General features: G+C 45.2%; 21 protein-coding genes. 9 read left to right on the top strand and 12 right to left on the bottom strand.

Translation table 11 applies throughout. The annotated features are described in order from the left end of the window. The first annotated feature begins 42 nt into the window (after positions 1 to 42). On the top strand, positions 43 to 948 hold the full coding sequence (locus LW728_RS05885; protein WP_287765667.1) for an Npun_R2821/Npun_R2822 family protein: 906 nt from the start codon (positions 43 to 45) through the stop codon (positions 946 to 948). Positions 949 to 991: 43 nt separating this feature from the next. On the opposite strand, the gene LW728_RS05880 is transcribed toward LW728_RS05885, so the two are convergent. Together LW728_RS05880 and LW728_RS05875 are read right to left on the bottom strand one after the other, a co-directional pair. Beyond that, the gene (locus LW728_RS05880; RefSeq protein ID WP_004163895.1) at positions 992 to 1282 is read right to left on the bottom strand and encodes a DUF3288 family protein; all 291 of its coding nucleotides are present in this window, start codon (positions 1280 to 1282) and stop codon (positions 992 to 994) included. A gap of 2 nt (positions 1283 to 1284) precedes the next feature. After that, complete coding sequence (locus tag LW728_RS05875; protein ID WP_287765665.1) at positions 1285 to 1962, bottom strand: hypothetical protein; 678 nt, start codon at positions 1960 to 1962, stop codon at positions 1285 to 1287. A 299-nt stretch (positions 1963 to 2261) separates the two neighbouring features. On the opposite strand from LW728_RS05875, the gene LW728_RS05870 reads away from it, so the two are divergent. The 3 genes from LW728_RS05870 (at position 2262) to LW728_RS05860 (ending at position 4941) form a co-directional block, all read left to right on the top strand. Next, entirely contained in the window at positions 2262 to 2474 is a 213-nt protein-coding gene (locus tag LW728_RS05870) for a hypothetical protein (protein ID WP_004163897.1), read from the top strand. Positions 2475 to 2612: 138 nt separating this feature from the next. Continuing rightward, positions 2613 to 3503, top strand: coding sequence for an indole-3-glycerol phosphate synthase TrpC (trpC, locus tag LW728_RS05865; protein ID WP_287765663.1), 891 nt, complete (start codon positions 2613 to 2615; stop codon positions 3501 to 3503). Positions 3504 to 3786: 283 nt separating this feature from the next. Beyond that, a complete protein-coding gene (locus LW728_RS05860; RefSeq protein ID WP_287670660.1) occupies positions 3787 to 4941 on the top strand; it encodes a pyridoxal-phosphate-dependent aminotransferase family protein in 1155 nt (384 codons plus the stop codon). Between the two features lie 200 nt (positions 4942 to 5141). Here the strand turns inward: LW728_RS05860 and LW728_RS05855 are convergent, their stop codons facing one another. The 6 genes from LW728_RS05855 to LW728_RS05830 all read right to left on the bottom strand — a co-directional run bounded on the left by LW728_RS05855 (position 5142) and on the right by LW728_RS05830 (position 12088). Further along, positions 5142 to 5984 carry an Rpn family recombination-promoting nuclease/putative transposase gene (locus LW728_RS05855; RefSeq protein ID WP_287765661.1) on the bottom strand — a complete coding sequence of 281 codons (843 nt, stop codon included), beginning with the start codon at positions 5982 to 5984 and terminating at the stop codon, positions 5142 to 5144. 89 nt (positions 5985 to 6073) lie between these two features. Then, on the bottom strand, positions 6074 to 6805 hold the full coding sequence (locus LW728_RS05850; RefSeq protein WP_287665156.1) for a PEP-CTERM sorting domain-containing protein: 732 nt from the start codon (positions 6803 to 6805) through the stop codon (positions 6074 to 6076). Positions 6806 to 7080: 275 nt separating this feature from the next. Then, positions 7081 to 7977, bottom strand: coding sequence for a LysM peptidoglycan-binding domain-containing M23 family metallopeptidase (locus LW728_RS05845; RefSeq protein WP_287765767.1), 897 nt, complete (start codon positions 7975 to 7977; stop codon positions 7081 to 7083). Positions 7978 to 7996: 19 nt separating this feature from the next. Continuing rightward, positions 7997 to 9295, bottom strand: a complete 1299-nt coding sequence (locus LW728_RS05840) for a homoserine dehydrogenase (RefSeq protein ID WP_043997934.1) — start codon at positions 9293 to 9295, stop codon at positions 7997 to 7999. A gap of 141 nt (positions 9296 to 9436) precedes the next feature. Then, positions 9437 to 10792 carry a (Fe-S)-binding protein gene (locus tag LW728_RS05835; RefSeq protein ID WP_104396710.1) on the bottom strand — a complete coding sequence of 452 codons (1356 nt, stop codon included), beginning with the start codon at positions 10790 to 10792 and terminating at the stop codon, positions 9437 to 9439. 9 nt (positions 10793 to 10801) lie between these two features. Beyond that, positions 10802 to 12088 (bottom strand): FAD-binding oxidoreductase, encoded by a 1287-nt coding sequence (locus LW728_RS05830; protein ID WP_287765657.1) that lies wholly within the window; start codon positions 12086 to 12088, stop codon positions 10802 to 10804. Positions 12089 to 12426: 338 nt separating this feature from the next. Here LW728_RS05830 and LW728_RS05825 point away from each other — a divergent pair, with 338 nt between their 5' ends. The 3 genes from LW728_RS05825 to purM all read left to right on the top strand — a co-directional run bounded on the left by LW728_RS05825 (position 12427) and on the right by purM (position 15573). After that, a complete protein-coding gene (locus LW728_RS05825) occupies positions 12427 to 13614 on the top strand; it encodes an aspartate aminotransferase (RefSeq protein WP_287665166.1) in 1188 nt (395 codons plus the stop codon). Between the two features lie 97 nt (positions 13615 to 13711). Beyond that, positions 13712 to 14443, top strand: a complete 732-nt coding sequence (gene radC / locus LW728_RS05820; RefSeq protein WP_002732646.1) for a RadC family protein — start codon at positions 13712 to 13714, stop codon at positions 14441 to 14443. Between the two features lie 104 nt (positions 14444 to 14547). Beyond that, entirely contained in the window at positions 14548 to 15573 is a 1026-nt protein-coding gene (gene purM, locus LW728_RS05815) for a phosphoribosylformylglycinamidine cyclo-ligase (protein WP_287665177.1), read from the top strand. A 21-nt stretch (positions 15574 to 15594) separates the two neighbouring features. Here the strand turns inward: purM and cofH are convergent, their stop codons facing one another. Next, the gene (cofH, locus tag LW728_RS05810; protein ID WP_287665169.1) at positions 15595 to 16731 is read right to left on the bottom strand and encodes a 7,8-didemethyl-8-hydroxy-5-deazariboflavin synthase subunit CofH; all 1137 of its coding nucleotides are present in this window, start codon (positions 16729 to 16731) and stop codon (positions 15595 to 15597) included. Positions 16732 to 16868: 137 nt separating this feature from the next. Further along, positions 16869 to 17555 carry a photosystem II biogenesis protein Psp29 gene (gene psb29, locus LW728_RS05805; RefSeq protein ID WP_170915588.1) on the bottom strand — a complete coding sequence of 229 codons (687 nt, stop codon included), beginning with the start codon at positions 17553 to 17555 and terminating at the stop codon, positions 16869 to 16871. A 241-nt stretch (positions 17556 to 17796) separates the two neighbouring features. On the opposite strand from psb29, the gene smpB reads away from it, so the two are divergent. Both smpB and LW728_RS05795 read left to right on the top strand, forming a co-directional pair. Then, a complete protein-coding gene (gene smpB / locus LW728_RS05800) occupies positions 17797 to 18261 on the top strand; it encodes an SsrA-binding protein SmpB (RefSeq protein ID WP_004162719.1) in 465 nt (154 codons plus the stop codon). Positions 18262 to 18379: 118 nt separating this feature from the next. After that, positions 18380 to 18934 carry a DUF2808 domain-containing protein gene (locus LW728_RS05795; RefSeq protein ID WP_287765654.1) on the top strand — a complete coding sequence of 185 codons (555 nt, stop codon included), beginning with the start codon at positions 18380 to 18382 and terminating at the stop codon, positions 18932 to 18934. 223 nt (positions 18935 to 19157) lie between these two features. On the opposite strand, the gene LW728_RS05790 is transcribed toward LW728_RS05795, so the two are convergent. Further along, the gene (locus LW728_RS05790) at positions 19158 to 19475 is read right to left on the bottom strand and encodes a KGG domain-containing protein (protein ID WP_004163912.1); all 318 of its coding nucleotides are present in this window, start codon (positions 19473 to 19475) and stop codon (positions 19158 to 19160) included. A 454-nt stretch (positions 19476 to 19929) separates the two neighbouring features. Next, positions 19930 to 22176 carry an IMS domain-containing protein gene (locus LW728_RS05785; protein ID WP_287765652.1) on the bottom strand — a complete coding sequence of 749 codons (2247 nt, stop codon included), beginning with the start codon at positions 22174 to 22176 and terminating at the stop codon, positions 19930 to 19932. Positions 22177 to 22248: the final 72 nt, after the last annotated feature.

Genomic DNA, 22248 nt, shown 5'->3' with positions numbered 1-22248 from the left:
ACTGCTATATAATTATTTCTAACTCTTACCCCGAGGATATTTATGAAGCGAGGGATTTACATTACCGCTAATGATCGAGTTATCGAGCAGGCGATCGCATTAATGAATAGTATTCGTTTGTACGATCCCGATTCTCCCGTCATCTTGATTCCCTACGACAATAATTATCAAAAAATTGCCGATTTATTGTCCGAAAAATATGGCGTTATTCTCTATCCTGATCTGCAATTAGTGGAAGAATTGGCACAGAAAATATATGATATTTTTGGAGAAAAATTCTTTGCTCGTCCTAATCAATTTCGCAAGCAGGTGTGTTGGTTTGGAGAACTAGATCAATTTCTTTATATCGATACCGATATCGTGGTTTTTGAAAAAATAATAGATAATCTAAATTTCCTCGATACCTACGATTTTCTCTGCTGTGATTATCAACACAAAAAAGGGATTACTGATGTCTTTAATCCGATTGTTTTAGAACAAGGAATCTTCACGGAAAACGATCTAACTGGAATGTTTAACGGTGGTTTTTGGGCTAGTAAAAAGAATCTATTCTCAGAACAGGAATTATATAGTGCTTTTCAAGAATGTGCCGCTCATCCAGAATATTTTGATTTTTCTCAAAAAACCTCCGATCAACCGATTATTAATTATACCATTCTCAAACGAGTTCCCAATCGATTTAATCTTGTCCGCGTCCCGGGTTGTCAAGCGGGAAATTGGGGGAGAAGTTCTCATTTTCAACGTCAGGGAAATATTTTAATCGATCCGAGATTAAATCAGCCCTTAAAATATTTACATTGGGCAGGAATTCGTATTGAACCGGGATGTCCCTACTGGGATATCTGGAAATATTATCGTTATCTAGATGATCCTAATCCCCCCACAGATCCGCCAGCAAGCAAACCCAAAAATCGGTTTCAGAGATTATTAGATAAAATCAAATTATAGGTTTGATTTTTCCTCTCGCACCATTTAAGATAACTGCTGCAATTTAACTCCAATCCTGTTGCTCCTCGGTTTGACGCATTTGATACACTTGTCCGTGACTGTGCAGTTGTCGAGTTTTTGCCCATAAACTCGCTTCATCTAACTGCCATTTTTCTAGGATTAAATCTAAATCTCTTTGGATTTCTCTTGCCCCCGGAAAGTTTTGATAACGTATGCGTAAACGAGCGCATTCAGCTAAGTTTAAATCATTGGGTTCTGATTGCAGTAGCTGATCAACAATCGGGCGATCGATTCTTTCCTGTGGATGTTGTTGTTCTTGGTTTTTACTAGCCATAATTAATCGAACCAACCGATATCGGAATCCGTTAACTCTGTGGGGGTAGGATTGGGGGCAATATAACGGGCTAAAGTGGCCATTTCAAAGTTATAAAGACTGGGTTTCTTAGGCACAGGTTTGGTAATTGCTGACGGTTCAGGGGTGGCGGTGGGACTATTTTCTAGGGTTTTAATTTGATTATATAATTTTTCAATTAACTGTTTTTTATCAGTCAGTTCTGTTTCTGTCTTGCTTAATTGACTCGATAATTTTTCAATTAACTGTTTTTTCTCGGTTAATTCCGTCTGGGATTGACTTAATTGACTCGATAGTTTTTCAATTAACTGTTTTTTCTCGGTTAATTCCGTCTGGGATTGACTTAATTGGCTCGATAATTTTGCCACCAAAGTAGTTTTTTCCGAGAGGACAGATTCTAACTGCTCGGTCTGTTGTTGTAACTGCTGTAACCTGACAGAGAGTTCCAGATTTTCTTTAAGTTCTTCTTCCAGAGAAATAACTTTTTCTTGGAGAGTTTGCCCATTTTTCTTGGTTTTTTCTAACTCTGCCGTCAAGTCGTTAATTTTTGCCTGTAGGGTGGCGTTAGTTTCCTTAGAACGTTTGGGAGAAGGAGAGGGTTGGGATTCTACCTCTTTATTAGCTTCTTTACGGATGAGATCGTTTAAATTACCTTTGGTCATAAGCTCTGCAAATAGGATATTACGATAGAGTCGGATACTGTCAAGAAATCTGTTGGTTTAGGCAATCGATAATTATTCGCCCGATATACAAGCTTGATTACGCTGGGGAATTGTTCCATAGGTTTTATTTTATAGCTTTAGGTCGATCGATCCCTGTCCATTTGAGGAATGAGAACAAATACCTAAATCTCAGTTTCACTAATAAGATTCTAAATTTTTCTGTAGTTAATGATACAGAATAGCAAATTTGTGTCAGACTAAAGGTAGAAGTTGATCGCACCTGTGGCAAGGATAAATTTATGAATATTGAAGAAAAAGCACGTCTTAATTTAACCCAAGAACGACAAGCAGAGGGAATGCTCGAAGAAAATGTCTTAACTCGTACAGAAGAGCTTTTAGGGGAAGGGGAGGCAGGAACTGCAAAAGCGCGGGTTTTATTAACTGAAAATCGCCAAGAAGACGAAAAACGTCAAGATCAAATTTTAGAACGTTCGCTCGAAGCTATGCAATAGCCTTTCGGTGAAGATTGGCAATATCCACACAAGTCTAGATAAATGTCTGTAGAGACGTGGTTTTCCCCGTCTCTATCTCAATTCCCGATAACTAATCGCTGTTACACTAATCACTGTTAAGCTCTGGACAGTGAGAAAATGCAGATCCGAAGAAAACACCCCAATCCTGCCGTCAAAGTTGAGAGTTTGAGTTATGTGGTGAAAGTGCCAGAGGCACAACCACAAAATATTTTAGAAGAAATCGTTTGGCATAAGGAGATCGAAGTCGATAAATTGCGCGAGCGGTTGCCTTTATTGGAATTACGCAAAAAAATAGCCAATACTGCGCCACCTTGCGACTTTTTAGCCGCCTTAAAACAGGGTAAAACCGAACCCGCTTTGATTGCCGAAGTGAAAAAAGCTTCCCCTAGCAAGGGAGTCATCCGCGAAGATTTTGATCCTGTAGCGATCGCCCGTACCTATGAACAGGGAGGGGCCACTTGTTTATCGGTCTTAACCGATAGTAAATTTTTTCAAGGTAGTTACGAAAATCTTACCCTCGTCCGACAAGCGGTATCTTTACCCCTACTATGCAAGGAATTTATCCTTTATCCCTATCAAATCTACTACGCTCGCTCTAAAGGAGCCGATGCTGTCCTTTTAATTGCCGCTATTTTAAGCGATCAAGACCTAGCATATTTTGTCAAAATTGTCAAGGGTTTAGGGATGACAGCTTTGGTAGAGGTGCATAGTCTGGCCGAATTCGATCGAGTGTTAGCCATTGAGGGAATCGAACTAATCGGCATTAATAACCGCAATTTAGAGACATTTAAAGTCGATTTAGACAATACTCGCCAATTACTAGAAGCCAGGGGCGAAAAGGTGCGAGAAAAAGGTATTCTGATCGTCAGCGAATCGGGATTACACACAGCAACAGATCTGGCGAAAGTGAAACAAGCGGGAGCAAATGCAGTTCTAATCGGCGAATCTTTGGTAAAACTGCCCGATCCTGCCGCAGGTATCCAGAAACTCTTTGAAAATCGGGAATAGGAGTTAGGAAGTGGGGAGAGGGAATTATGAATTATAAATTATGAATTATGAAGTGGGGAATTGGGGAGATGGGGAAGCTGTCTCATCACCCTATCACCCCAATTCCCTATCACCCTATCTCCTGAATCCTGATTCCCGACTACTGATCACTGATAACTGACAAGGCTATCTGCCGGGATATAATCAGAGTTTGCCGAATCTTAAATCATCCCCTCAGAATTGATGCGATCGAGATTTGGTTTTTTATCTTTGTTAAATATGGCCCAACGAGAGAGGACGAACCATGGAAAATAAAAATATGTTGATGATTCCCGGCCCCACACCAGTGCCGGAAGCGGTATTATTGGCTATGGCTAAAGCACCCATCGGTCATCGGACGGGTGCTTTTAGCAAGGTAATCGCCGAATTAACCGAAAATCTCAAATGGTTGCATCAAACCAGTGGCGATGTCTTAATGTTAACCGCTTCGGGAACCGGTGTCATGGAAGCGGGAATTATTAATTTTCTCAGCCCCGGCGATCGAGTTTTGGTGGGGGATAATGGTAAATTTGGGGAACGTTGGGCGAAAGTGGCGAAAGCCTACGGCTTAAATGTGGATATCATTAAGGCAGAATGGGGTAAACCCCTAGATCCAGAGGCATTCACTGCTAAACTGACCGAAGACAAGGAAAAAGCCATCAAAGCGGTAATTATCACCCATTCGGAAACTTCCACCGGGGTTCTCAATGACTTGGAAAGCATTAACAAAGCGGTAAAAGACCACGGGGAAGCTTTAATCATCGTCGATGCTGTCACCAGTTTAGGAGCTTATCATATTCCCATCGATGAATGGGGTTTAGATGTGGTCGGTTCTGGTTCCCAGAAAGGTTATATGATTCCTCCCGGTTTAGGTTTTGTTTCCGTAAGTCAAAAAGCTTGGAAAGCCTACGAAACCGCCAAACTGCCCCGTTTTTATCTAGATTTGGGCAAATACAAAAAAGCCACCGATGAGGATAGTTCCCCCTTTACCCCTCCAGTTAACCTGATGTACGGTTTACAAGCTTCTCTGCAAATGATGAGAAGGGAGGGATTAGCGGCAATTTTCGCCCGTCACCAACGCTTAACGAAGATGACGCGGGCCGGTATGCAGGCCCTGAATTTGCCCCTCTACGCGGCGGATTCCTGGGCTTCCACGGCGATTACTGCGGTGGCCCCCACTCTAGTAGATGCGGAAAAAATTCGTTCGACTCTCAATAAAAAGTTCGACATCGCTGTGGCTGGTGGTCAGGATCACCTCAAGGGTAAAATCTTCCGTATCGGTCATTTAGGTTTTGCCAGTGAGAGGGATATCCTCACGGTTATCGCTGCCATTGAAGCGACTTTAATCGAGTTAGGTGTCGAAGGTGTCACCCCCGGCGCCGGTGTGGCTGCCGCTGCCTCGGTGATGGTGCAGGGTTAATCTTGGGTTGGCTTTTCCCCTTCTCCCCCTATCCATTAGTCACATCTTTCTTAACATAAAATTTGACAAAGAGAGAAAAGTGTGCAAGATGGCTCAAGGGGGTTCTATGGGGGAACTAATTTGATCAGATAGTTTCCACGTCTGGCTAATATACTGTCATCTTCCTAGTCCCAACCAAATAGTTTTAACACCAAGTTCACCTACAGATGCGATCGCAACCATTCCTCTAAATCTCCCGGTTTGGTAAAATCTAACAAAGCTTCTCCTAAAGCTTCCAGTTGATTAATTGAGAGAGCTTGAATCTGCGATCGCTGTTCAGGAGTCACTTCACCGATCCGACGCGAGAGGAGCCGCAGGATGAGCGCAGATTCTCCTTCCTGACGACCTTCCTCCTTGGCTTCACGATATACCCTTGTATCTGCCAATTGTAGTCCTAGCATTGTATCAACCTCCTGCCGACTCAAGTTAGTAAACTTATAGACCATAATTGTGGCAATCATTTCTATTATGGCGCGACTGGCTTCTGTATCTACAATTTGCTCTTGGGTTCGTGCCAGTAAATAGCGGGCTTTTTCTGGTGCTTGGGTTTCTTCTACAGTAGTGAGTACCATCAAGGCAACCCCTAGGGGTAACTGCTGAATTTCCCCTAATTCGTTCAGATAAACTCGATGTACTTGCTCACAATTGAGAAGCGATCGGTAGGGATGAGCATTGCTTTGTTCTAGGTTACGGGTGGGATAGATGACAACAATTTGCCAATCGGTAAATCGTTCTCGCTGGCGGTAGAAATATAAAAATGATTCACCAAAAACCCGTTCATAGAGTCGTTCGTCTTTTTGAAATTGTACTTCACAAAAATAAATCACCCCGTTCCTATCAGTATCAGGTGGGAGAAATACGCCATCGATCTCAAATTTGGGTTCTTTGACGGCTACGGAGTCAAAGCGGTATTCGGTGGCATTATCGGGTGGGTTTTCCAGTAAATCGAAGAGAAGGGAGGGGGATTGTTGGAAAAGCCGGTAAAATATCGAGTCTCGTTTCATGATGATCGGGATTGCACCATAGCGATCTTCCCATAAAACCCCCCCCAAAAAAGAGAGAGGAAACCCGCGTCTCCTCTCCCTTGTAGGCATTATTTCCTCGCTTTGCGGACAGCACCCCCTAACATTAAACCGCCCAGTGTGATAAAACCGAGAAGGCTAGAGGGTTCGGGGACACTGACTGCTGGAGTCGGCACTGTCAGGACTGAGGACATTCCATATAGAGTGTATGAGTTACTTGAACTAAGACCGATCATATTGATCCACGAGGCGTCAGTTTGAACAGGGCTACCTATAGTAACCATAGGCGGAAAACCCGAGTTACCCAACGGGGATTGAGCGGAGCCACCCACATTAGTGCCTGTCCATACAGAATCTGTTCCAGATGTGTCTATCTGAGTGCGATTAATAAAGGTTTGGATGCTGCCATCCCAAAGATCGGCATTATTATTGGCGACCTTGTTGCCATCTATGAGGTAGATGGGAACATCTGGCTGACTGCCATCAGTACCGGTATTGACTTTGGCCGAGGTAGCGGAAGTAGAACCGATCGCCTTCCAAGTGATCGTACCCAGGTTAAATCCTGCCGTTGTTAATTGCGTAGCAAGAGCGCTTCCTGTTACCTGGTTGGTAACAAAGTTATTGTAGTCGTTGATGTTGGTGCTTGTTGCATCCCGTGTGCCGTCAGTGACAAACACCAAGCGATACTGGTCGCCCGGATTCAAGCCGGGGGGTACGACCACCAAAGCAGCTTGTGCTGCACTAGCCGTTACCAGAGTCGCCAGGGCAACTCCAGAGACAATTCCGAGTTGTTTTATTTTCATGAAAAGAAAAGGGTTAATGGTAGATGATTTGAGTGCCTGACATTTCCATTTGGGTTAAGCGATAGGGCAACCCAAAACAATGACAAGCGAACCTAACAGTCAAGAGGGTACACGCTTCCCCCCCCCGCATTGTATCAAACGCTACAATTTAATAAATCTTTACATTATATGCGAGTAATCGGGGGGAAAATCCCTGGACTTTTTCCCTGAAAATTAGGTAATTGACCCCCTCAAAATCGGTAAAACCCTACACCCCACACCCCACACCCCACACCCTATTGCGGGCCAATTTGGGGCAAATGCAAAGCTGGATCCTGCGCTGTCCAACCGACGGGAGTATCTAAGCGCACCTCAAAATGAAGATGGGGGGGAATAATATCCGGTTGTCCCGTGGTCCCAACCGCACCGATAACGTCTCCTGCTCGTACCCGTTGGTCAATTCTCACTGTAACCCTGCTTAAATGGGCATAACGGGTCTGCCGGCGACCTAAATGATTAATTACTACCAAATTACCATAGGCCCCTTCCTGACCCACATAAATCACTAGACCATCCTCGGCGGCTAGAACAGGTGTACCAACATCTGCGAGAAGATCAATACCACTATGAAAAAGATTTTTCTGTTCCGTGGGGCTTTTTTGCCAACCGTAGGCTAATCCGACAGTGCTGGCAAAGGGTAAGGGATAAGAACTTAATCCAGTATAATCCGATCGCTTGCCGGCGGCGGACCAATTGGTGCCTGGGATAAAAACTATTGTCGGCCGGCGACCACAACCGTTAAGCTCAAAGAGTATATCGGCACGAATACCATAGGCTGCTTCTAAATCGCGCCAAGTGGAACCCCGGGGTGCTTCGATGCGAATGCCGTTCATCGGGGGAATAAAGATTTCTTTCCCGACGGGGGCCAAACCATTTTTGAGAATAGTCGGATTGAGTTTAATTATCGTTGCGGGGATAAGAGCGTATTTTTCGGCGATGGAGGCGATCGTTTCTCCCGCTTGGATTTTATGGCGTTGTAACCTTGATAAAATCGGCAGGGGACAAACATTATCAGACCCTTGGGCAAAAATTAATTTTTGATTTAAGCCCAAAAAACCTAGACAAAAAAACCAAATTGTGCTAGTCAAACTTAGCCAAATTTTCTCACTTCTGATTCTCCGACCCATGACCATAAAAAAAGCGATTTCTTGACTACAAAACTCGGAGAATACTAGGAATACTGTCAATAGCTTCTAAAGACTCTATTGTCGCTAAAGCGTTGCGGAAATTGCCCTCGCGCACATCGTGGGTGACAACGACAATTTCGGCTAAATCACCCCTAATACCAATTTGTACCACGGATTCTAGACTAACCCCATGGTCGCCGAAAGCCATACCTAAATGACCGATGACCCCCGGCACATCGCGACAGAGAAAACGAGCATAAAAACGGGTCGATAAATCCTCCATGGGGGCGATTTGACAATAATGCTGGTGAACACAGCTTAAAAGCGGGTCAAGTTCCTTGGTTTTGCCACTACTTTTTAAAATTCCGACGATATTCATCACATCCGATACTACTGCACTGGCCGTCGGTCCGCCACCGGCACCCGGTCCATAAAACATCACTTGTCCCAAGGGTTCCCCCTCGACCAGAATAGCGTTATAGACTCCGTTCGCATTAGCGAGGGGATGGTTTTTCGGTACTAGGGTTGGATGAACCCGCAACTCTAGGGTATCGGAATCTTCCTTAACCGTGTCTTTCGCAATCGCTAATAATTTAATCACAAATCCCAGTCTATCAGCGTAGGCGATATCGACGGCGCTAACTTGCCGGATACCTTCACAGTAAACATCTTCCCGTTTTACCCGACCTCCAAAACCCAGAGAGGCTAAAATAGCGATTTTATCGGCTGCGTCGAATCCATCCACGTCCGCAGTGGGATCCGCTTCTGCATAACCTAATTCCTGAGCTTTGGCCAGCACTTCGCTAAAATCTGCCCCTTTTTGGCTCATTTCCGTGAGAATATAGTTAGTTGTGCCGTTGACAATTCCCATAATGCTGCTGATACGATTAGCGCCGAGGGATTGTTTCAAGGGTTTAATGACGGGAATGCCACCACCCACGGCCGCTTCTAGAAGGACATAAACCCCCTTTTCGTTAGCTTTGGCGTAGATTTCGTCACCAAAACGGGCAATAACCGCCTTATTTGCCGTAACAACGTGCTTTCCCGATGCGATTGCCTTGAGAATTAAAGAGCGTGCTGGTTCCAAACCCCCCAATAATTCGACAATAATATCAATTTCGGGGTCAGTAACGATCGATTCTAGGTCAGTGGTCAACAGATGGGGAGAAAGCTCGATTTCTCTCGGTTTATCTAGGGATCTAACTCCCACTCGTCCAATGGTAATCTCTTTGAGTACGGGATGACGACCAAAAGGATCAAGGAGGATTTTCGCTGTTCCCGTCCCCACAACCCCGAAACCGAGTAAACCAATCTTAAAGGTCACGCTTTTATCTCCTGCTAGTCCGACGCAAAAAATACTAATGGCCAAGCCCTCGCCATTGTCGATTTTATCATTACAAGGTCTTTGTCTGTGGGGTTTTCTTTTGCTTCCCTGACACCACTAACACAACTCAAATGGTGGGAGTTAGCCAATTTTCAGCCCGCGAATCGCATAATCTAATAATTCGATAGGATGAATAACGGGTGTATCTTTTCCCTGTAATTGTAAATGTTTTTTAATTTGTAGGGAACAACCCGGATTAGGAGAAGCAATCACCGCAGCCCCAGTATTTAATAAATTGCGTACTTTCTGCTGACCTAATTCATCGGCAGTATCTGGCTGTAGCATATTATAAACTCCGGCACTACCACAACACAAGGCCGCATCGATAGGTTCTTTTAAGTTAATATTGGGGATTTTTTGCAATAATTGCCGTGGCTGCACGGAGATTTTTTGTCCGTGTAAAAGATGACAGGCATCTTGATAAACTAGGGTTAATTCTGTTTCGGTAATCGGCGATAAATCAGCAGTTAATCCCACTGCTGCCAAAAATTCTTGGGCATCGCGTACTTTAGCCACAAACTCCTTAGCCTTATCTTTATATTCAGGATCATCGGCTAAAATATGATGATATTCCTTGAGAGTATGACCACAACCCGCCGCATTGATAATAATATAATCGACCTCGGTTGCTGCGAAACTATCGATCATTTGTCTGGCTAAACTTTGCGCTTGTTTTTCCTGTCCTTGGTGTGCGGGTAAAGCGGCACAACAACCCTGGGTTTTTGGGATAACCACTTCACAACCATTAGCAGTTAAAACCCGCACTGTCGCTTCATTTACCGGCGAGAAAAAGAGTCTCTGCACACAACCTAAAACCACCCCTACCCGATAGCGTTTTTCCGTTTGGGAAGGAATAACATCGGCATAGTTTTTAAACAGAGAATTTAGAGTAATTTTGGGTAGAATTGATTCCATGGCCGCTAGACGGGGAAAGAGCATTTTTAAGATACCCGATTTCCTGACTAGGGTTTGTAGTCCCAGGGTTTGATATAACCAGAGGAAAGGTAAAAATAATTTGAGACGGACGGGATAGGGAAAGAGATTAAAAATGAGAAAACGAATAATTTTATCTTTAAAACTGCGGGGTTGATTGCGTTCCACCTGCGGACGGACTGCGGCGATTAATTGATCGTATTGTACTCCTGATGGACAAGTACTAACACAGGCTAAACAACCTAAACAAGTATCAAAATGTTGGCTAGTGGTTTCGTCTAAAACTGCTTCTCCTTTGTTGATGGCATTCATCAGATAAATTCTACCCCGGGGGGAGTCCATTTCTTTGCCAATAACTCGATAACTGGGACAGGTAGATAGACAAAAACCACAGTGAACACAACTATCGATTAATTCTTGAGCGGGGGGATTCTTGGGGTCAAATCCTTGATTTTTTTGGTCGATTAATTCTTGAAAGTTAACGGAATGTTCGGAGGTTTGCATGATTTTTAATTAGATTTTGTTAAGAAAGCGTTCAGGACTAAAAATGCCTTGAGGATCGAATTTAGTTTTTAGGGTTTTCATCGTGGTAATTGCGTTACCTGTATAACCCCAAGGTTCAATTTTTTCTTTTAGCGATGGAGGCGCAGTTAACACCGTTAAATAACCCTGATTGGCGCTGCATAAAGAGCGAATTTTGTCAAGATTTTCCTCCGATTTTAAGATAACTTTACCCACCCCACTACTAATATTAATCGAGGCTAGTCCGTTAATTTGGTCGATAACTAGAGCTAAACTGCTGGGTAATAATCCTATTTTGCCGAAAAAATTGCCCTCTTGGTCATAATTATCGATTGTTTTTCGGTATCTTTGCCCTAGAGAAATTTCTTCCTCATCCCGATAATAATTGGTCTGACAGTCTAACTGTTGTCCTAAATAACTCACCTGTTGCGATTGTTCGCTAATACTTTCGGGAATGCTTTGAAAACGCAGCAGTAAAGCGACTTTTTCCCCTAATCCTAGTGCTTGCGTCATCCCTGGGTTTAAACATTCAGCCACGGTGGGAGTTAAAGACGATTGCCGAATAACTTGACTTAATTTACTAATATTTTCGCTATTTCCAGTGATTATCAGGGTTTCTGAGTTAGGGGTTTCGGGATAGAGTCGCAGGGTAATTTGATCGATAATCCCTAAAGTGCCGTAGGAACCCGTAAATAGCTTCATCATGTCGTATCCCGCCACATTTTTCACCACACGCCCTCCAGCTTTAGCAATCTCGCCATCGTGACGGATAAAGGAGAATCCTAGGATCAGATCCCGGACTCCACCGTATCTTTGCCGCCATGTTCCCGCGTCGGCCGTGGCCATAATACCGCCAATCGTGGCATTATGGGCATAACTGGGATCAAGAGGAAGAAATTGACCGCTAGGAGCCAAAAAAGCCTGTAAATCTGCTAGTTTAAGCCCAGCTTCCACGGTTATAGTTAAATCTCCCCTAGCATGGTCAATAATCCGGTTGAGATTTTGGGTACTGACTAAAATATCGGGCGACTCGACTAACCCACCCCAATCTAATTTACTGCCTTGACCGTAGGCCAATAAAGACAGACGATTTTCGTTGGCAAAACGCACCAGAGAGACTAAAGCGGCCGTATTAGCGGGATAAACTAGAATTTCAGGACTTTTGCCCCTAATTGCCCTTGATAATCTTTCTTGTTCCTGTTTTGGCACTTGTGGCCAGGCAATAACCGTCGTGTCGGGGGGTAAAATAGAAGTTATCTGGGCAGCAATCGCAGTCATATTTGAGAAAAGAATTGAGGAGTGAGGAGTTAGGACTTACCGGCCGATAATGGCGAAGAATGGGGGTAATGCTAGGGCTAATCAGTAATTTTCAGCCTCTATTAATCAGATTACCTTAGTTTTGCTCTCCATCTCCGATGTCAGGCAATTCCAGCCATACCCAATCGATCGGAGGGCGCAAGCTTTGCGCCCCTACAGTAACGGATTTTGTCCACAATGTAGGGGCGAACTGCGTTCGCCCAAAAGGTACATTATCAAAGCGCAAGTCCCTAACTGCTAAATTAGCCATACACTCGTGCCATAATGGTAGATTACCTCGATCAGTAAGCCAAGAAGTAATGAGTGTAGATTGGACGAATAGCCGCGCCAAGCGATTAAGTGCCTTACCCCCCTACGTTTTCGCCCGCTTGGATGAATTAAAAGCCTTAGCCCGCAAAGAAGGACTAGATTTAATCGATTTAGGCATGGGCAACCCGGACGGTGCTGCCCCGCGTCCAGTTATCGAAGCGGCCATTCAAGCTTTTGAAACCCCCCAATTTCACGGTTATCCACCCTTTGAAGGAACCGCCAGTTTCCGAGAAGCGATCGCTAAATGGTATTATCGCTGTTATGGTGTGGAACTCAATCCCGATAACGAAGCTTTACCCCTACTCGGTTCCAAAGAGGGCTTATCCCACCTCGCCCTAGCTTATGTTAACCCCGGCGATGTGGTCTTAGTTCCCAGTCCCGCCTATCCCGCCCATTTTCGCGGTCCCTTGATTGCCGGGGCGACACTATACCCGATCATTTTAAAAGCGGAACAGGATTGGCTGATAGATATCGATTCTATCCCCGAAGATGTGGCTAAACGGGCGAAAATCCTCTATTTTAACTATCCCAGTAACCCCACCGCCGCCGTTGCCCCTCGGGAATTTTTTGAAAAAATCGTTGCTTGGGCCCGGCAATATGAGATTATGCTCGTCCACGATCTCTGTTATGCTGAATTAAGTTTTGATGGTTATCAGCCCACCAGTTTATTAGAAATTCCGGGGGCAAAAGAGATTAGTGTCGAATTTCATACCCTCTCGAAAACCTATAATATGGCTGGGTGGCGCGTCGGTTTTGTCGTGGGCAATTCCGATATTATTCAAGGGTTACGCACCCTGAAAACCAATCTCGATTATGGTATCTTTTCCGTCATCCAAAAAGCGGCCGAAACCGCCCTACAACTGCCAGATGAATACGTCAAACAAGTACAGGAAAGATACCGGCAGCGACGAGATTTTTTAATCACAGGTTTGGGGCAATTAGGTTGGGATATTCCCTCCTCTAAGGCGACAATGTATCTCTGGGTTCCCTGTAGCATCGGCATGACTTCGACGGATTTCGCCCTCAGTGTCCTGCAAAAAACTGGTGTCGTTGTCACTCCGGGCAATGCTTTTGGGGAGGGAGGGGAAGGTTATGTGCGCGTCAGTTTAATCGCCGATATCCCGCGATTAGGGGAAGCTTTACAGCGCCTCGAAGATGCGGGAATTCGCTATCAGTAAGGAGAGTTTTTCCCCTTGATTTACCGGCCAAATCCCTCTAGGCGCTGACTAAAATTGCGATTATGATGGAATTTTATCGCGGTAGCTTGCCACTTCCATGACCTACAGCTTAAGAATTGCCGATATTCCTGTCAGTGAAAGACCAAGGGAACGTTTAATCAGTGTCGGGGCGAAAAACCTCAGTAACGCCGAATTATTAGCGATTTTACTGGCTACAGGTCAAGGTAAGGGGAAACTCTCGGCGGTGGGTTTAGGACAGCATATTCTCAACGAATTGAGCAAATATCGCCGGGATCCTTTGGACGTTTTGAGGGATATTCAGCCCCAAGAATTAACCGCTATTCATGGCATTGGACCGGCTAAGGCTACTACTATTCTAGCGGCGATCGAATTGGGAAAACGGGCTTTTCAACGACGACCGACGGAAAAAATGGTTATCGATAGTCCCGATACCGCTGCCGCTATCCTTGGACACGAACTAATGTATCAGTCTCAGGAACGTTTCGCCGTTATTTTACTCGATGTCAAAAATCAGTTAATCGCACTCAAAGTGATTACTATCGGCACAGCCACGGAAACACTGGTACATCCGCGAGAAATCTTTCGAGAAGTGGTTAAACAATCAGCTACTAAGTTGATTATCGCCCATAATCACCCCACCGGGTCACTTGTGCCTAGTCAAGACGATATTCTACTCACAGAACAATTATTACAGGGAGCTACCTATCTAGCCATTCCTCTCCTAGATCATTTGATCCTCGGTAATGGCAACTTCCAAAGTCTTCGCCAAATCACGGATCTTTGGGAAAAATATCCCCAAGAAGATTAGACCTCTTGTAAAAATCAAAAATTGTTGTTAGGTTTAGCTGGAAAAGGGAGCGAGTGCGACCGAAATCTGGGTAAAATTTGAGAGATACAATCGGTCAATTGGGCATGGATTATAAAGAAGCGGGCGTGGATGTGGAAGCGGGACGCGCTTTTGTCGACAAAATTCGCCAAAATGTGGAAAGTACCTTCCGTCCTGAAGTTATCGGCGGTTTAGGCGGTTTTGGCGGCTATTTTCAGTTACCTTCCGGTTATCGGCAACCGGTGTTAGTATCGGGAACTGATGGCGTAGGAACCAAGCTGAAAATTGCCCATAGTCTCAATTGCCATGATACGGTGGGAATTGACCTCGTGGCCATGTGCGTCAACGATGTCTTAACCTCTGGGGCCGAACCTTTATTTTTCTTGGATTATCTCGCCACTGGTAAACTGGAAGCGTCACAGTTAGCGGCGGTGGTATCGGGAATCGCTAGGGCCTGTCGTGATAGTGGTTGTACTCTTTTGGGAGGGGAAACGGCGGAGATGCCGGGGTTTTATTCGGCCGGAGAGTACGATTTAGCGGGTTTTTGCGTCGGTATTGTCGAAAAAAGTCAATTACTCGACGGCAGTAAGGTGCAAATCGGCGATGTGGCTATTGGTTTAGCCAGTAGTGGGGTTCACAGTAACGGTTTTAGTCTTGTTCGCAAGATTATCGAGACTCAGGGCTTAAATTGGCAAGATTGCCCCGAAATTTTGGCCGGCTCTAGCTTAGGTGAAGTTTTGTTAACTCCCACTAGACTTTATGTTAAACCTGTGCTAGAACTGCTGCGCTCTGGGTTAGATATTCACGCCATGGCCCACATTACTGGGGGTGGCATCCCGGAAAATTTGCCCCGCTGCTTAGGTAAAGGGCATTCCGTGCAGATTTACCGCGAAAGTTGGCCAATTTTGCCGATTTTTCACTGGTTAGCCCAGATGGGTTCGGTTAATGCCGAAGCCATGTTTAATACTTTTAATATGGGTATCGGTTTTGTGATCATTGTCCCATCAGATCTGGCGCAATCGACTATTAATCAACTCCAATCCTCTGGGATTAATGCCTACCAAATCGGCGAAGTGATTGCCGGTAAGGGGGAAATTGTTGGGCTTGATTAAAGTTAGTTCAGCCAACCCTAGTTAATAGATTGTATCCCGTTGACGGGCGGGGCGATCAAGGGATTTAATCGCCGTTTCTAACTCCTCGACGGTCAAACAAGTACCGCCCAGGGCCCCGGCCATAGTGGTAATATGTTCTTCCATGAGAGTGCCACCGAGATCGTTGCAACCCCAGTTTAAAGCTTCTGTCGCCCCCTGTAAGCCCAATTTTACCCAACTGGGTTGATGATTTTTAATGCTATTGCCCAAATAAATCCGCGCCACTGCTGTTAATTTTAATGTATCGGCTAAAATTGGTTGATCCCGTCCGACTCGATTTCTCAGGGGTTTGGGGGCCGATTGTCCCACAAAAGGCAATAAAATAAATTCGGTGATTTTAGCTGGATAATTATTTTCTAGGGCGATTTCTTGCTGTTTTCTAATTTTTTCAAGGTGCTGCACCTGTTGGCTAGGGGTTTCAATATGACCGCAGAGCATGGTACTGGTGGTATATAACCCCAAGCGATGGGCAGTACCGACTATTTCTAACCAAGTGGCGGCATCGATTTTTTCTGGACAAATTACCCGTCTTACCTCATCCACCAACACCTCGGCAGCTGTCCCCGGTAGAGAATTCACTCCTGCTTCTTGCAGGGAAGCGATAACTTTTTCGTAACTTAAACCGTCTTCTCTAGCGATAAATTGGACTTCTTGGGGCGAAAAAGCGTGTAAATGCAGGTTAGGAAAAGCTTGTTTCAGGTTTTTAACAATTTCCAGGTAATAGTCTAAGGAATTGCCCTTAATCTTGGCTTTTGGGTTTAATCCTCCCTGCATACAAATTTCTGTGGCCCCACGACGGACAGCATCCGCCGCTTTAGCGATAATTTCCTCTAAATTAAGCCAGAAGGCCCCCTCTTCGTTTTCATCGCGTCTGAATGCACAAAAACTGCAATGCTGCTCACAAATGTTACTAAAATTAATGTTGCGATTGATAACGTAGGTGACGGTATCTCCCGCCTGTTGACGACGCAAAAAGTCGGCCGTTTCCCGAATCTGGGCAATTAAACGGTTATCGGTAGTTTCTAGCAAGATAATCGCTTCTTTTGCCGATAAATTTGCCCCTGACCGCGCTTTTGCCAAAATATCGGTTACGGGTGCGGTGATGGAGGAGTTAGTCACGGGAGATAAATATTAAGGGTTGCCGATCCTAATTGTAGAACGAGGTCAGAAGGAACAGTAAAGAAAGAGAGCCGATTTAATCCTTTTTCTGTTCCCTATTCCCTTGTCTGCACGCGGTAATTCCGGGTTGAGAGCCTTTATTGCGGGGTGGTTTGTTTTTCCTGTTCTTTTTGTTGACGTTTTTTCTTTTCTGCTTCTAGGGCATCTTCGATCACCTTGAGCAGCTGATCCATTTTATCAAGATTACCGCGATAAACATCGAGGTCTTTTTGCAGTTTCTCGCTGGAGAGATGCAGAATTTCTGAGAACTTTTGCAAAATTTGTTCGCGTTTTTCTTTTTCCTTGATCATGTCCGGTTGTGCTTCGGCTAAAATTGTATAGAGACCGATGGCAAACAGGCGACTATACTTAAACTTAGGCGCGTTGATAACCGAAACTAAACTATCAGACAACTGATTGTTACCACCTAGGGCAGGGTTTTGCAGTTGGGAAAGCAAGGAATCAATATTAGTTTCTTTGGCAATAGCGATCATATTTTCGGCATCACGACGATAGACTTCGGGATTACCGTTAACCGCTTGGCACAAAGCATTAAAAATATTCGGTTTATCCTCCCCCGGACGATAGCCTTCCATGAACTTCTCGAAAGAAGTAACCACACCAAGGGCATAAATTGGATCATAATGGAAATCTACATTAACGGAGAGCAGGTGCATCTCGACTAATAATTCCTCAACCACGCGCCGATACACCGAATTGATGGGGCGGGTGTGGCGAGTATAAAAATCACGCTTACTATCGGAAACGGTGCGAATTTTATCCACAGAACCAAACTTCATAAAAATTTAACACTGCTCTCATTTTCCCCCTTCTGGTTCCCCCTGACAAGGCCAGTGATCACTAAAGAGCCGCAAGCAGTCAGTCCCCAGATAGCAAAAGAGCGAGTAAGATAGGGCAATGGGGAAATGGGGAATTTCAACTAAAACCCCAAAACCCCAAAACCCCAACACCCTAACACCCCAACACCCCAACACCCCAAAGCTTTTTCACTTTTCAGTTGACTATATGGCTAATCAAGACGATAAAATCAAAATTATCAGTGATAACCGGCAAGCACGCCATCTCTACGAGATTTTAGAGACTTTTGAAGCGGGGGTGCAGTTGCTGGGGACCGAGGTTAAATCTGTGCGTGCTGGTAAGGTAAACCTGCGGGATGGTTACGTTTTAGTCCGTAATGGTGAAGCGGTGTTAATTAATGTTCATATTTCCCCCTACGAACAGAGTAGCGAATATTTTAATCACGATCCGCGCCGGACGAGAAAATTGTTGATGCACAAAAAGGAAATCAGCAAACTCATCGGTCAAGTGGAACAGAAAGGCTTAACTCTTGTGCCTTTGAAGATGTATTTTAAAGGTAGTTGGGTAAAAATCAGCATTGGCCTCGGTAGAGGCAAAAAATTACACGATAAACGCGAAGATTTGAAACGTCGTCAGGATCAACGGGATATGGCGCGAGCGATGAAGCGTTAATCAAGACACTTATCGGACTGGCAAAGGTCTAGGTAAGAAACGAGCGGGTTTTGTTACAGTTGAACTGTATTAGGCCCCTTGCGGCCGTCACCATCCCCCTCACTTTGGGTTAAAATTTATGTTAAAAGTCTTGACAAAAGTAATTAAATATGCTAAGGCACCCGCTTTAATTGCTCTATCTTTAGCTGTGGGTGCGGGGATTATTTTACCAAAAATAACTTTAGCCAATGGCAACCCCGGCCTAACAATTTTTAGTGGAGTCGATCGCAAGGATATCTTAGATTATTTCTTGCAATTTGGCGGTCGTCCCAAGCAAATGGATCGTTATAAACTCTATATTCCCCCGAAAAAACTCTCCCAGGGGGCTTCAGCTTTTTTTATTTCCTATCCCGATTATTTTAACGGCCAGTTTGACACCAATAAAATCGAGGTACGCATCAACGGTAAATCTTTGCCTTTAAAGGAAGTGGTTTGGGATAAGGATGCTCGCGTTATTCAAATTGTCCCCGAACAAGCGATCGATCCGACCAGCAAAGTTGAAATCGTCATGTCTAATGTCAGAAATCCCGAATTAGGCACTTATTACTTTACCTGTGATGTGACTGCCTCCGGCAATATTCCCGTCCGTCTCTACGTTGGGACTTGGATTGTCGACTTTTTCCCTGAAAATTAGGTAACTGACCACCTCAAAATCGGTAAAACCCTACACCCTACACCCCACACCCCACACCCTGCCCCCACGAAAAACTTTTTGCCGCAAACCCTAAGTATTTATTGGGAAAATGGGGGAATGGGGAGATGGGGAAATGGGGGAATTCAACTAAAATCCTAAAACCCAAACACCCTAAAACCCCAACACCCAACACCCTCTTAGTCCGAGAAAAGGTCAACCAAAGTCAACTATTTGCTTCCGAGTTGCTAAAATCCGAGAAATTTTCGCCTATAGACTCGTTGGTTGGGTAATTTTCCTCGGAGTTTAAGTTTTTGCGACTGCCTTTGTGGGAATTTTTACCCCCTTCCCGTCCGATAGCTGCCATGTGGGCGCGATCCCGGCTAACTGCTTCACCGCCCTTTCGTCCCGCTTCGCGAGCTTCTTCGGAGGTAAATTCGTGGGCTGTACCTTTTTGATGAGCAGCTTTACCACCTTTACTAGCGATTTCCTTTTGTTTAGCTTGATCCATAGAGGCAAAACCGCGTTTACTCTTACCTGTCATAATATCTCTCCTTGTGAATGCTGATTTTAAAAGTTCTTAAAGACTTATGCGAGATTTTTAAAACATCAAAATCATGATCCTGTCGCGGGGCAAAACATTGAGATTGCCCCGCTTTTTTCCTCTAAGAACTATGGATTCCCATCTAGGATCATAACTCATTAGCTTGACTTCTAGGGAACTAATTACAGCAATCAAAGGGCATATTTTATGTTAAAAAATATTAAGCAAATCGAGCATTTATCAGTCTAAAGATATAGAAGTTATCTTAATGGTGAGGTACAAAGGTTGCCTTTGGATGAGTCAGTTATCAGTTATCAGTTATCAGTTATCAGCTTTTTTCTCCCTGCTCCCTTCTCCCCACTTCCCCACTTCCCACTGAAAAGGCTGCCATGCAGCCTTAATTGGGTGTGCGGGCAGCCTAAAGCGTGGTTTTTGGGGATTTAATCGGAAAAAATTAGGGTAAGACTTGGGTTTTTTCGATCAACCATTTATCTCCTTGCCGTACCAAATCATAGCGCAGGTTCAAGGACTCATTATAGGAACGATTGACAATTTCCTTGCCATTATGGAAATACATGGCCTTTTCGTTTACTATCGCTTCCACCGTCGCTAAATTAGGATTTTTCGCATTATTAGTAACCGATCGCACGTCCACTTGATGATCGTAGCGCCAATAATTATTTCCTTGTAAAGCCGCCGCTCGTTTTTGCCAAATTTCTAGGGCCGAACCTGTTAAAACCTCTTTCAATTGCTCTTTTTGGTGTTCACTGCCAAAAGCCGCCGATTTTGCCGCTAACCAAGCTTGAATTGTCTCCTTAGCTGTTTCCTTGCCCAAGGAAGTCCCGTCCATCGCTTCCGCATTAGCCGAGGGAATTTCTAGGATGGGAGTATTTAAAGAAATCGGTAACTGTTCCCCTTGTAGGACTGCCAAAGGAGATTGACTATCGACAATTGCCTTCACCCCCAAGGCCAAAACCGCGATCGTTCCCACTAATCCTACTCCCAATATCGCCACTCGATCAAGTCGCAGTTTTCTGCGGGCTGGTCGTCTCCGTTTCGGTGCGACTAGGTCGGTTTTTACCGTTTCTAGGGCAGCCGGCCGGGAGTTGCCGGCTGCTGGGGGGCGCGGGCGACTAGGACGACGACGGGGGGGATTAAGTGCCGGTTGAGGATCGGCTGCCGTCACCACCACACTGCCCTGAGTATAGGGGGTGAAGGTTTCCTCCTGAGCGGTGGCTCTCAGGGCAGGTACAGTAGTACCTGTCCGCTCACCGTTAACTCTAGCTAAAGAAGGTTTTTGGGGACGAGAGTGGGAAGAAGAATAAGCAGATTCCCTCATCGGTGTCGCTCCTGGCACTGGGTTTAAATGGGTGGGGGGGGTGTGGGTTTTGAGAACATTTACTTCCGATTCTAAGGGTTCGCCAGTCTTTTCTCGAACCGACCAGGCAACTTTTTCATCAGGAAACCCTGACAATTCTTCCAAATAATTTTGTACGTCTTCCTCGGCAAAATACTCTTTGAGTGAGGCTTTCCGCTCGACTAAATCACTAAAATGGCAGAAAACTTCTGTTTGTAACCAACGCTCACCGTAACGACATAACCCGGGTAGAAGATCGGGAGATTGCCCGGATTGTTCCCTAATATAATTTAATATTTCTTGCTCTTGACTTGTTTCTAAAATTGTGCTTGCTTGTTCGGTTTGACCGAGCAGCAGGGCGCAGATCGATCGCTCGATGGAGACATCCTGATGTTTTTGTAATTGCTGCAGGCGATCGCTGGCTGCGACAATAGCGGCGGGTTGTTTTTGGGCGAAACCGCGGGCAATCAAGGCATAGACCAGCAGATAATTACCCACTGCCGAGGGGCGTTGTGCCTCTTTCGCCCAGATTTTCTCCTGTTCGGCCTGAGTCAAATAAACCCGTAACTGTTGAATAAAGCGTAAAAAATTATCTACCCCCAACCCAGAGCGGTCATCGCCGGGGCCATCGATGCCGCCGCGAGCGGACAACATCTCCTCCAAGAGATTTAAGCCGCGCTGACGGGCAAGACCGGGTTTTTTTTCTTGGGATAACAATTCCAGAATGCGGTAGGGACGCAGGCGATCACAATCATGGCGAATCTCGCTGGCCACTTGCGGGAACATTTGTTCTTGTTCCAAGCAGGTCAGGGCTTTGGCCGCGGTGCTGGCGGCTTGTTCATAATTTTTATCCTGCCAATATTCCCGACTTAATTCCCCGTAGGCCAAAGCCAAGGTTAAGATCATGTCTGGGCGAGTAGTTGGCTCCAAATCCAGATAAGTTTCGGCCAAACGAATCACTAACTCGTATTCTCCCAACTCTTGCAGGATGAGCAAAGCTCCCACCAGATCGGCGGGGGCAATGGTAATCTGGGGAGTGGGATATTCCGGCGAAGCCGCGGCCGCCTCGCCACCCTGAGAATCTAGGTTTTCGGCGGTGCTTTCTGGGTTGAGAAGCAAGGGATTGGGGTCGAAAAATTGGGCATCGTAATCACGACGGCGATCTGGCTCACTTAACACTTGGTAAGCTTCATCTAACAAGTGCTGACGGGCGATGATCGCTGTTTGACTGTATTCTTGACGTGGCAATTGCCGTCCCCGGTCGGCGTGGGCCAAATCAATTTGCTCGGCACTCACCTGAAAGGGGATTCCCAATATCCTGTAGTAGTCGAGAGGAATGCGCACGGTTAGCTGTACCTCAACTCTGGAGAGTCCTTAGTGAATTAAGTGATGTAAGTGAGAGCGGAGCGAGTAAAA

This window comes from Microcystis sp. 49638_E5 (assembly GCF_021300285.1).
Lineage (GTDB): Bacteria > Cyanobacteriota > Cyanobacteriia > Cyanobacteriales > Microcystaceae > Microcystis > Microcystis aeruginosa_C.
Note: the sequence above shows the minus strand (reverse complement) of the source record. Positions and strands in the feature narration are given on the sequence as shown.